Source organism: Amycolatopsis sp. cg13 (genome assembly GCF_041346965.1).
Classification (GTDB): domain Bacteria; phylum Actinomycetota; class Actinomycetes; order Mycobacteriales; family Pseudonocardiaceae; genus Amycolatopsis.
The window spans coordinates 2,429,979-2,440,334 of the sequence record NZ_CP166848.1 but is presented as its reverse complement, the minus strand read 5'-3'; the positions used below and the strand labels follow the sequence as shown (position 1 = coordinate 2,440,334).

Here is a 10,356-nt window from a genome sequence, read left to right as displayed (position 1 = left end):
CCAAAGTGGGGACAGGATGTCCCGAGGCGACCCGAGGACCGCTGCCTGCGACGGAAGGACTCCCGGACACATGGGACCAGATCAGGTGACCCGGCTTGACGAACTGGAGACGGTGGTGACCCGCCGGCTGCCCGCCATGCTCAACGAGGTCCGCGACCAGCTCGCGGACGAGCACCCCGACTACGCGGAGTTCCTGACCGAAGAACTGGCCGACCTCGTCGCCGCCAGCGCGGGATTCGTCCGGCGGCTGATCGACATGGCGGCCGAGCCCGACGAGCGGCTGCCGGAGCTGGGGTCCGGCGTCGAGCAGACGGTGTTCGAGGAAATCGGGCGCGCGCAATACCAGCAGGGCAGGCGCGTCACGAGTCTGCTGTCCGCCTATCGGGTGGGCGCGCGCGTGGCGTGGCGGCACGTTTCGGAAGCGGCGCTCGATCTCGATGTGCCCGCCGAACTGTTCGCCTCGCTCGCCACCACCGTGTTCGCTCTGGTTGACCAGCTTTCGGAATCGTCGCTGCGCGGGTATCTGCAGGAACAATCAGACGCCGTGCGCGCGCGGGAGCGGCTGCGCGACGAACTGACCGCGTTGCTGCTGTCCGATCGTGCGGACAAGGCCGCGGTGCGCGCCGCCGCGCTGCGTGCGGAATGGCGGTTGCCGAAGCACGCGGCGGTCGTGCTGGTGGAGGACGACAACGAGCTGGGCCGGGAATTGGTGTTCCGCCTCGAAGACAGCTGCCTGCGGCTGCGCCGTCCTGGCGTGGTCGTGGCGATCGTGCCGGACCCAGGCGGCCCGGGCCGGCGCGCGTGGCTGGCTCGCGCGCTGCGCGGCGGCGGCGCGGTGGTGGGCGCGACGGTGCCGCTCGACCGGCTCCCGGCCAGCCTGCGCATCGCCGAGGTGACCGCGCGACTGCGCCGCGACCACTTGCTCAGCGACGATCCGGTGTTCGCCGACGAGCATCTCGACGCGATCATCGTGCACCGCGACGACCGGCTGCTCGACGTGCTGCGAAGACAAGCCCTTGCCCCGCTTGACGAGCTGAACGAATCCGCGCGGGAACGCCTGTCCACCACGCTCACGTCCTGGCTGCTGCATCTGGGCGACCGCAAGGCGGTGGCGGAGGATCTGCACATCCACCCGCAGACGGTGTCCTACCGGCTCGGCCGCCTGCACGACCTGTTCGGGCCCTCGCTGGACGACCCGGCCGTGCGCGCGACGCTGGTGCTGGCGCTGGCCTGGGGGCCGCCTGGGGAAGTGGACGAAACCGCCTGATCGGGGAATTTCCCTGATGCGGCAGCACAGGGGACATGCTTGGGTCTCGGGAGCGGGGGTATTCCGGCGAGGACCGGCATCGCCGCTTACGAGGTACGCGGGGGAGGAGGTCTGCGTGGAACCGTCAGCTTTCGGCGCCGAAGCGTGCCGCGAGCGCGCGGTACAGGCCGGGCGCGGCGCCGCGCAGCGCGACGGGGACGCGCAGCCAGCGCGGCACGTAGTAGTCACCCGGATGCGCGGCGGCACGCAGCACGGCGGCGGCCACGCGTTCGGCGCTCACCGGCCGGGGCGTGCCGCGGGTGTACGGACGGCCGCGGCGTTCGAAGAATTCTGTGCGCACCACACCGGGAACTACGATTCCGACCGTCACGCCGGTGCCGTGCAACTCGAATCGGAGGCTGTCGGCGAAAGCGTCCACACCGGACTTCGCCGCGGCGTACACCGCTTCTCCGGCGACACCGGTGCGCCCGGCGATCGACGAAACGAAAACGATCTGCCCGCGGTCGCGTTCCAGCATCGCGGGCAGCAGTGCGCGGGTCAGGTCGAGCGGCGCGGTCAGGTTCACCGCGACCAGGTGCCGCAGCCGTTCCGCGGACAGTTCGGGCAGGGGACCGGCCCAGCCGAGTCCCGCGTTGTTGACGAGCAGATCCACCGATCCGGTGATCGCCAGCGCGCGTTCGGCGAGATCGACCGCGGCGTCGGGGTCCGCGAGGTCGGCGGCGAGCGCGGTGCCGCCGGTTTCCTTGGCGAGGGCGGCGAGCCGGTCCTCGTTCCGGCCGTGCAGCAGCACGTGGACGCCGGTGCGGGCGAGCTGCCGGGCGGTGGCGGCGCCGATGCCGGACGACGCGCCGGTGACGAGCGCGGTGCGGGCCATCAGGCGGCGGGCAGCGCGGCCGGCCGGTGGCCCATGCGCAGCGTGATGCCCGCCGAGCGCAGCGAACGCCGGAACCACCACAGCGAACCGGCGATGGCCAGCCCGATGAGCGAGTACGAGCCCGCGGTGCTCGCCATGAGGAAGCTGCCGACGGTTTCCCGCGCGAGCATCAGCAGCGTCACGCCGCCGTTCACCGCGAACACGAGCCCCCACAGCACGGACACGCGCTGGAAGAACCTTCGCATTCCGGGATGTCCGGACAGCGTTTCGGGGAATGCGCAGAAATCGCCGGCCAGTCGCGCGAGAAGCGGTTTGTTGAACGGCGCGGAGACCAGGAACAGGCCGGCGACGAGGAAATTCTGTAGAGTCGGCTGGAGGAAGTACAGGAAAGCGCTGCCGGTGACCAGGCCCAGCACAGTGCGCGCGACCAGCAGAGCCGTGGTCAGCAGCAGCACGGCGGGAATCTTTTTGCGCAGCGCCAGCCGGGTGCCGATCACGGCGACCGACCAGCAGAGCGCGGCGATGACCCCGCTGTCGAAGCTCACCAGGGTCAGCAGGAGATAGAACAGGCCGGCCGGGACCAGCGTCGACTCGAGCAGGTGCCGGCCTCCGCCCACCACGAGGTTGCGGAACGAGGGGAGGTCGATCGTATGGGGGTGTCGCATGCGGGTTCTGCTGCCTCCGGTGCCAACCGGGCGACTCGGCCTCGGACAAGGCTTGAGCATAAGCACGGCGGATGGGGACGGTGTGAGGTGAAGAGTCCGTGACAGTTACGGGGATGTCGCTGGTCGTGGCTGTCCCCGCCGCCGTCGCCGGCGCGGCGTGCATGGGACTCGCGAGCGCAGCGCAGGCCAGGGCGACCAAAGAAGTGGAAACCGGCAAACCGCTCGACCTGACGCTCTTCAAGCGGCTCGTCGGACGCCCATTGTGGCTCATCGGGATCGCCGCGACCATCCTGGGTCTCGTCCTGCAGCTCGTCGCGCTCGCGTTCGGGCCGTTGCTGCTGGTCCAGCCGCTGCTCGTGACGTCGCTCATGTTCGCCGGCCTCGCGTCCGCGCGGCTGGAACGCCGCCGCCCGGACCGCACGATGAGTGTCGGCGGCTTGCTGTGCGTGGCCGGGCTGGCCGCGTTCCTCGTCGTCGCCCGGCCGAGCGGGAACAGCGAGACGCTCGTGAGCGGGGGCGCGTTGCTTCCGCTCGGCATCGCGCTCGCGGTGGTGACGCTCGCCTCGCTTGTTGTTGCCGCGTCAACGAATTCCGGATCTTGGCGGGTGCTCGGGCTCGCGGTCGCCACCGGCGTGCTGTACGGCCTCACCGCCGGATTGATGAAGGTGGTCGCGGGCCAGTTCCGCGTCGGGATCGACGAGCCCTTCCGGCACTGGACGCTGTATCTGGTGTGCGTGGTGGGGCCGCTGGGATTCCTGTTGAGCCAGAACACGTTCCAGCAGGGCCGGTTCCTGACGCCCGCGCTCGCCGTGATCACCGCGCTGGATCCGCTGGTCGGCGTCGCGATCGGGCTGTCGTGGATGGGCGAATCGGCCGACGGGAGGCCGCTCGCGTTGTTCGGCGAGGCGCTGGCCGGGCTGGTGATCGTGGTCGGGATCGCGCTGCTGTCCACGCGCGCGTCGCATTTGTCGGCGGAATCGGAAATGCCGCCCGCCGAAGAGGAAACCGCGCCGGACAACCCCGGCGAAGAGCCTGATTCGGACTCCGACGACGGGTACGGCCTCGCCGGGACCGCTTGCTAGCGAAGGGGGAAGCGCCGGTGCGCGTGCTGATCGTGTCCGCGAACATGGGGCAGGGGCACAACGCCACGGGACGCGCGCTCGAGGACGCGGTGCGCGAGCGCTGGCCGGACGCGACCGTTTCGTGGCTCAACGCCCTCGAACGGCTCGGACCCGGTTTCGAAAGCCTTTTCCAGCGTATTTACGTCGCCAACGTGGAAAGCGTCCCGTGGCTTTACGAATTCTTTTACGGCGCGATCTGGCGCATTCCGTGGTTCGCCGCCGCGTCCCGCTGGTTCACTGCTTCCTGGTGCGGGGCGCGGCTCGCGAAACCGGTCGCCGAATTCGCGCCGGACCTCGTGCTTTCGACCTATCCGATGGGCACCGCCGGCTTGGCCTGGCTGCGCCGCAAGGGAAAACTCCCGGTGCCGCTCGGTGCGTGGGTTTCGGACTTCGCGCCGCATCCGTTCTGGGTTTACGGCGCGGCCGATCTCACCATGGTGATGCACGACGTCGCGGTCGCCCCCGCGCTGCGCTCGTCGCCGTCGGCGCACGTCGGCGTGTCCGCGCCGCCGGTGCGCGCGGTGTTCCGCCCGGGCGACCAGCCGGCGGCGCGCCACGAGCTGGAGCTGCCGCCGGACGCGTTCGTCCCGCTGGTTTCGTGCGGCTCGCTGGGTTTCGGCGAAATCGAGACGACGGTGCGGGAATTGCTGGCGGCGGACCCGTCCGTCGTGCCGATCGCGATCTGCGGACGCAACGACGCCGTCGCCGCCCGGCTGCGAGCGCTGGACGAACCGCGGCTGCGCGTCGTCGGCTGGACGGACCAGCCTGAGGTCTACACGCTGGCTTCGGATGTCGTGGTGACCAACGCGGGCGGCGCGACCTCGCTGGAAGCGCTGGCCTGCGGACGTCCCGTACTGATGCACCAGCCGATCGCCGCGCACGGCAAGGCCAACGCCCGGTTGATGGCCGCCGCCGGACTCGCTCTAGTATCCACAAAGGACGGTGAGCTGGCGGAGACGGTACGGGGTCTCCTTGCTGAACCGGAACGCCTCAAGGAGATGGCGGAAGCTGTCGCCCGGCATTGCGAGACGGCTACCCCGTTGGTGACTGCCTTGGAATCGCTGGCTTCCGCGCCGCTGAACCCGCCGACGCAACGGCTGCGGCCGGAGGACGCGCTGTTCGTGCACGTGGCCACTCCGGAGGTGCCGCAGCAGGTCGGGGCGGTGCTGCTGTTCGACCCCAAGGCCGACGGCACGCCGGTCACTCACGCGGACGCAGAGCATTTGCTGGCGGCGACCCCCGGCTTGCGGACGCGACTACTGCCCGGCAGCGGATTGTGGCGGGCGCGCTGGCAGGAGGACCCGGGCCGGACGTCCGCGGATGTGCTGACGTCGGTGCGGATCGGCCCGGACGCGCCGTTGGACGCGGCTTTGACGCGGGAGATGGACGCGTTCTTCTCGGAACCGGTGTCCCCGGAGCATCCGGTCCGGGCGCGGCTGGTGACGGGGATCGAGGGGGAGCAGGGGGCGTTGCTGATCGCGCTGCATCATGCGGCGAGTGACGGGATCGCGGTGATCAGCGCGCTGGTGGGGCAGGCGCGGGGGAAGGAGCCGCTGGTTCCGGCGGCGGCGCCTCGGTCTCGGCGGAGGGGGTGGTGGAGCCGCCCCAATGTGGCATTGGGTGCGTCTCGCGCACCGAATGCCACATTGGGTGCGTCTCACGAACCCAATGCCACATTGGGTGCATTGAATGAGCCAGCGGTGCGCAGCGCCTCTGTTGAGGGTGGTGGCGGGGGCACGGATGGAGCACCGAACGCCACATTGGGTGCGTCTCGCGCACCGAACGCCGCATTGGGTGCATCTGACGCACCGAATGCCACATTGGGTGCGTCTCGCGCACCGAACGCCGCATTGGGTGCATCTGACGCACCCAATGCCGCGTTGGGTGCGTCTCACGCACCCAATGCCACATTGGGGCGCAACAGGTCTCAACCCGGGCGGAGTGCGGTGCGGGCGCGGCTTGCCGGGCTGGCGGCACCGGTGCGCGAGGCGCTCGCCCGCGTGGCGAGCCCGGTGTGGCACGGACTTGATCGGCCAGCGGGATCGGCCGCGGGTTCCGACATTGCCGAGCCCGCGCGCCCGAAACCCAGCTCAACCAGCAAAACCCGCACCCAAGCCACCGACCTGGCCCGTGGCGTCTGGGCCCTCGCCCGAGCCGGTGCCGCGCCCCGGGTCCAGTGGGACAAGCATATTGACAGCCCCCAGCGGCACTTCGCGCGCGCTCACCTCTCCGCCCCCGAAGTCCGGAAAGCGGCGCGGCGGGCAGCGGTCCCGACGACCAACCTCGTCCTCGCCCTAGTAGCCGAGGCGTTACACCGCGAGCTGGGCGGGACCGCGCCGGAACAACTGCGCGTGTTGATCCCGATGTCGGTCCGCGACACCGGGACTTTCCGTCAGCTCGGCAATCACACCGGCGCGGCGTCGGTCGACCTGCCGACGGGGGCAATGTCGTTGTCCGAGCGCGTGCGGGCGACGGACCGGATGCTGTCCGACCAGGTCGGCCACGGCGCGCCTCGTGCGGGCAACGCGGTCGTGCGCGTCCTGGGAATACTTCCGCCGGCGCTGCATCGCCGGGCGGCCAAGCTCGTCTATCGCGGCACGTGGTTCAGCGTCATCGCCTCGGTGCTGCCGGGCGCGCGGTCGCCGGTGGTGCTCAACGGTGCGCTCGTCCGCACGGTGTACCCGGTCTTGTCGCTCGCCCCGGGAGTTCCGGTCGCGGTCGGCATCATGACGTGGGCTGACCGGTTCACCGTCTGCATCACAGTGCCTGCCGGACAAGAGGCGCGCGGCGATCGGCTGGCGGCCGCGGTCGTCGAGGCGTTCGGCCGGTTGTAGTCACTGCGAGAAGTGCGTGCGCGGACGGGGGAGAAGTTCGCCGTCCACCTCGATGTCCACCATCTCGTTGTAGAACGCCACCAATCCGGCGATCGGCTGGACCGCGGCGGTCGGGTAGGCGTACGTCCAGGCGAGGTGTTCGTGCAGGACATCGCCGACGCGGACGGACCAGTAGCCGGACGTCTCGCCCTTGTACGGGCAGGCAGTGACCATGTCCGGCTCGGCGACGAGGTGCGTGAAATCGACTTCGGTGCGGTTGAAGTAATACCGCGTCGGGAGGCCCGTTTCGAACAGCAGTACCGGTGACGACGATTCCGCCAAAGTCACGCCGTTGAGCGCTACTCGGACGTGGCGGGTCGAGCGCAAAGCGTCCACCCGCGTGTACGGGTTGCGCGGGTGGACGAAAACCTGCTCGTCCTCTTCGAACCAGGAATCCAAAGCGTCCCAGGCGAACCGGACGTGTCCGGGTAGGACAGAGTCGTTTACCCAAGCGGCAGCAGGCTTTTCGATCTCGCCGACGCGGAGCGAGTACCGCCGAGCCTCGTCCTCGGGCACGAGCGCGCCGGAGAGAACGTCGTCGATCGGGAAGTAGAACTGCGGATAGTAGGGCCATTCCCAGACGTATTTCGCCCGCGTGCTGTCCACAATGGTCTTCCCGGCGAGCATTCCGCGCACTCGCCGGGGGACCGGTTCCACATGTCCGGTTTCGACTGCTGCCGCTGGATAATCGGTCATGAGTCAGCCGCGCTTCGGGAGTTTCCAGCCGGGGCGCGGGAAGTGGCAGGTGTAGCCGTGCGGGTAGCGCTGGAGGTAGTCCTGGTGCTCGGGCTCGGCCTCCCAGAAGTCGCCGGCGGCGGTCACTTCGGTGACGACTTTGCCGGGCCAGAGGCCGGAGGCGTCGACGTCGGCGATGGTATCTTCGGCGATCTGTTTTTGCTCGTCGGTGGTGTAGAAGATGGCGGATCGGTAGCTGGTGCCGATGTCGTTGCCTTGGCGGTTTTTGGTGCTGGGGTCGTGGACTTGGAAGAAGAATTCGAGCAGGGCGCGGAAGTCGGTTTGGGCGGGGTCGTAGGTGACTTCGATGGTTTCGGCGTGGGTGCCGTGGTTGCGGTAGGTGGCGTGGGGGACGTCGCCGCCGCTGTAGCCGACGCGGGTGGCGGTCACGCCGGGCTGGTGGCGGAACAGCTCCTCCATGCCCCAGAAACACCCGCCGGCCAGGATCGCTTTTTCCGTCATTTCCTTCTCTCCCATCGCGGATTCCGTGTACAGGATGACGCTGCGGCGCCGGTCGCTATTCCGGCCGCCCGGGGCCCGGTCAGAACTCCGTAATATCTCCCTCCGCCGCGGCCGCGACGAACAGCTCCAGCAGCGTCCGCAGGGCCTGCGACGGCGGCCGCTTCGCGGAGACCACGACGGTAAGCGGCCAGGTCAGCGAGGTTTCGGCGAGCGGGATCGACACGACGCCCGGCATGGTCAGCCGGGCGGTGCCGGGCAGGACCGCGACGCCGAGCCCGGCTGCGACGTAGCGCGGGACGGTCCGCAGGTCGGCGACCTCGGCGGCCACCCGGCGCGAAAGACCGAGCGTGGCGAACTCGCGGTCCACCGCCAGCCGGTTCCCGAAGCCGCGCGGGCAGTCGACGAACAGTTCGCCGTCCAGCTCCGGCAGCTTGACCGACTCGCGCTCGGCGAGCGGATGGCTGTCCGGCAGCACTGCGTAGTACGGCACGCTGGCCAGCTGCGTCGCGTCCAGACCGCCCAGTTCCGCCCGGGAGAGGCCGAGCAGCGCGACGTCGAGGCGGCCGTGGCGAACGTCGTCGGCGAGCCCGGACGACCCGGTGAGGGACACCGTCAGGTGCAGGTCGACCAGCGGGTGCCTGCGGTGGAACGCGCCGAGCAGCACCGGCAGATCGAACGCGTTCATGCTGGTCAGCGTGCCGATCCGGAGGCTCCCGCGCAGGCCGGCGGACGCCTGCTGCACCACCTTGCGGGCCCGCTCCACCGAGTCCAGCGCCGCTTTCGCCTCGGGCAGGAAGAGCTCGCCCGCGGTTGACAGCGCGACCCGGCGGGTAGACCGGTCGAACAGCGTCGCGCCGAGGTCGGTCTCCAGCGCGCGGATCGTCGCCGAAACCGTGGACTGGGTGGCGAACAGCCGCTGCGCCGCCCGCGTGAAGCTCAGCTCCTCGGCGACCGCGACGAAAAACTCCAGCTGACGCGTCTCCATCGGCTAATTATCGTCGATCCAGATAACTCTGACCAACACTTTTCGTTGGACTTGATGAGTGGAGCGGGGGATCGTCGTACCCGTTGGTTCCCGCTTGGAAGGTCGACATGGTCACCACAGTTCCGCCCGCTTTCACCGCCCCGGCCGGATGGCGCGTCAGCCACGGCTGGGGGTTTCGAGTGATCGCGTTCGCGTTCGCCGCGTGTCTCGCGTTTTCCACCGTGCCCACTCCGCTGTACGCGCTTTACCAGCAGCGGGACGGCTTTCCGACGTTCCTGGTCACCGTCGTCTTCGCGGCCTACGCGGTCGGCGTGATGGCCAGCCTCTACCTCGCCGGGCACGTCAGCGACTGGCTCGGCCGCCGCCGCGTGATCCTCGCTTCGGTGCTCGCCGAGGCGCTGTCCGCAGTCTTGTTCCTGCTCTGGCCGGAGGTTCCGGGCCTGCTGATCGCGCGATTCGTGTGCGGCGTGGGCATCGGCGCGCTGACGGCCACCGCCACCGCGCACCTGTCGGAACTGCGCGCGGTGACCCGTCCGGACCAGGATCTCGGCCGCTCCGGCCTGATCGCCACCGTCGTGAACATGGGCGGACTCGGGCTCGGCCCGGTGGTCGGCGGCGTCTTCGCGCAGTACATCGACGGTCCGCTGACCAGCACGTTCGTCGTGTTTCTGATCGTGCTGCTGGTCGCGGCGTTCGCGGTGTGCCTGGTGCCGGAGACCGTCGAACGGCGCGAGGAGCGTCCGGCGTACCGGCCGCAGCGGGTGTCGCTGCCCGCCGGGGCGCGGCCGGCGTTCGTCGGCGCGGCGATCGGGGTGTTCGCCGCGTTCGCGATTACTGGGCTGTTCATGTCGCTCGCGCCGACGCTGCTCTCCGAGGGACTGCACCAGCACAACCGGATGCTCGCCGGGGTCACCGCTGGCTCGATGCTGGCCGCCGCGGCGGTGTCGCAGGTGGTCTTCGCGTCGATGGAGTCGCGGGCGCAGCTGCGGCTCGGGTTCGTGCTGATGCCGATCGGGTTGGCGGTGCTGTCGGTGGCCGCGTTGCTGCCTTCGCTGGCGCTGTTCTTCGCCGGTTCGGTGATCGCCGGGAGCGGGATGGGGCTCGGGTTCCGCGCGTCGGTCGCGACGGTGGCGGCGCTGGCCGATCCGCTGTCCCGGGGCGAGGTGCTGGCGGGGATCTTCCTCGCCGCCTACGCCGGGCTGGTGGTGCCGGTGCTGCTGGTCGGCATGACGCTGCTGTGGGTGCCGAGCCCGCTCGCGCTGGTCGGGTTCTCGGCCGCGGAGCTGGTGCTGCTGGGCTTCTCCGCGTGGCGGGTGCTGCGGACGGCGTGAGCTCCGGCGGCTGCCGCTCCTGGTCCTTGGCCGCCGGAAGTCC

At 70.0% G+C, this 10,356-nt stretch carries 9 protein-coding genes; 4 read left to right on the top strand and 5 right to left on the bottom strand.

Going from position 1 to position 10,356, the window contains the following annotated elements:
• The first annotated feature begins 70 nt into the window (after positions 1 to 70).
• Positions 71 to 1,267, top strand: coding sequence for a PucR family transcriptional regulator (locus tag AB5I40_RS10910; RefSeq protein ID WP_370938356.1), 1,197 nt, complete (start codon positions 71 to 73; stop codon positions 1,265 to 1,267).
• Between the two features lie 124 nt (positions 1,268 to 1,391).
• On the opposite strand, the gene AB5I40_RS10905 is transcribed toward AB5I40_RS10910, so the two are convergent.
• Positions 1,392 to 2,141, bottom strand: a complete 750-nt coding sequence (locus AB5I40_RS10905) for an SDR family NAD(P)-dependent oxidoreductase (RefSeq protein WP_370938355.1) — start codon at positions 2,139 to 2,141, stop codon at positions 1,392 to 1,394.
• Complete coding sequence (locus AB5I40_RS10900) at positions 2,141 to 2,806, bottom strand: VC0807 family protein (protein WP_370938354.1); 666 nt, start codon at positions 2,804 to 2,806, stop codon at positions 2,141 to 2,143. The genes AB5I40_RS10905 and AB5I40_RS10900 overlap by 1 nt, the downstream gene beginning before the upstream one ends.
• Positions 2,807 to 2,904: 98 nt before the next feature.
• On the opposite strand from AB5I40_RS10900, the gene AB5I40_RS10895 reads away from it, so the two are divergent.
• Positions 2,905 to 3,888 carry a DMT family transporter gene (locus AB5I40_RS10895; RefSeq protein WP_370938353.1) on the top strand — a complete coding sequence of 328 codons (984 nt, stop codon included), beginning with the start codon at positions 2,905 to 2,907 and terminating at the stop codon, positions 3,886 to 3,888.
• 17 nt (positions 3,889 to 3,905) lie between these two features.
• On the top strand, positions 3,906 to 6,761 hold the full coding sequence (locus AB5I40_RS10890) for a WS/DGAT domain-containing protein (protein WP_370938352.1): 2,856 nt from the start codon (positions 3,906 to 3,908) through the stop codon (positions 6,759 to 6,761).
• On the opposite strand, the gene AB5I40_RS10885 is transcribed toward AB5I40_RS10890, so the two are convergent.
• From AB5I40_RS10885 to AB5I40_RS10875, 3 genes are all read right to left on the bottom strand, one after another.
• On the bottom strand, positions 6,762 to 7,496 hold the full coding sequence (locus AB5I40_RS10885; protein ID WP_370938351.1) for a DUF427 domain-containing protein: 735 nt from the start codon (positions 7,494 to 7,496) through the stop codon (positions 6,762 to 6,764). It abuts the gene before it with no gap.
• Between the two features lie 3 nt (positions 7,497 to 7,499).
• Entirely contained in the window at positions 7,500 to 7,997 is a 498-nt protein-coding gene (gene msrA / locus AB5I40_RS10880) for a peptide-methionine (S)-S-oxide reductase MsrA (RefSeq protein ID WP_370940491.1), read from the bottom strand.
• A 79-nt stretch (positions 7,998 to 8,076) separates the two neighbouring features.
• On the bottom strand, positions 8,077 to 8,982 hold the full coding sequence (locus tag AB5I40_RS10875) for a LysR family transcriptional regulator (protein ID WP_370938350.1): 906 nt from the start codon (positions 8,980 to 8,982) through the stop codon (positions 8,077 to 8,079).
• Positions 8,983 to 9,089: 107 nt separating this feature from the next.
• On the opposite strand from AB5I40_RS10875, the gene AB5I40_RS10870 reads away from it, so the two are divergent.
• The gene (locus AB5I40_RS10870) at positions 9,090 to 10,313 is read left to right on the top strand and encodes an MFS transporter (protein WP_370938349.1); all 1,224 of its coding nucleotides are present in this window, start codon (positions 9,090 to 9,092) and stop codon (positions 10,311 to 10,313) included.
• Positions 10,314 to 10,356: the final 43 nt, after the last annotated feature.

Coding starts and splice junctions, on each gene's coding strand:
- AB5I40_RS10910 (WP_370938356.1), top strand. CDS start 71: ATGGGACCAGATCAGGTGACCCGGCTTGACGAACTGGAGACGGTGGTG.
- AB5I40_RS10905 (WP_370938355.1), bottom strand. CDS start 2,141: ATGGCCCGCACCGCGCTCGTCACCGGCGCGTCGTCCGGCATCGGCGCC.
- AB5I40_RS10900 (WP_370938354.1), bottom strand. CDS start 2,806: ATGCGACACCCCCATACGATCGACCTCCCCTCGTTCCGCAACCTCGTG.
- AB5I40_RS10885 (WP_370938351.1), bottom strand. CDS start 7,496: ATGACCGATTATCCAGCGGCAGCAGTCGAAACCGGACATGTGGAACCG.
- msrA (WP_370940491.1), bottom strand. CDS start 7,997: ATGACGGAAAAAGCGATCCTGGCCGGCGGGTGTTTCTGGGGCATGGAG.
- AB5I40_RS10875 (WP_370938350.1), bottom strand. CDS start 8,982: ATGGAGACGCGTCAGCTGGAGTTTTTCGTCGCGGTCGCCGAGGAGCTG.
- AB5I40_RS10870 (WP_370938349.1), top strand. CDS start 9,090: ATGGTCACCACAGTTCCGCCCGCTTTCACCGCCCCGGCCGGATGGCGC.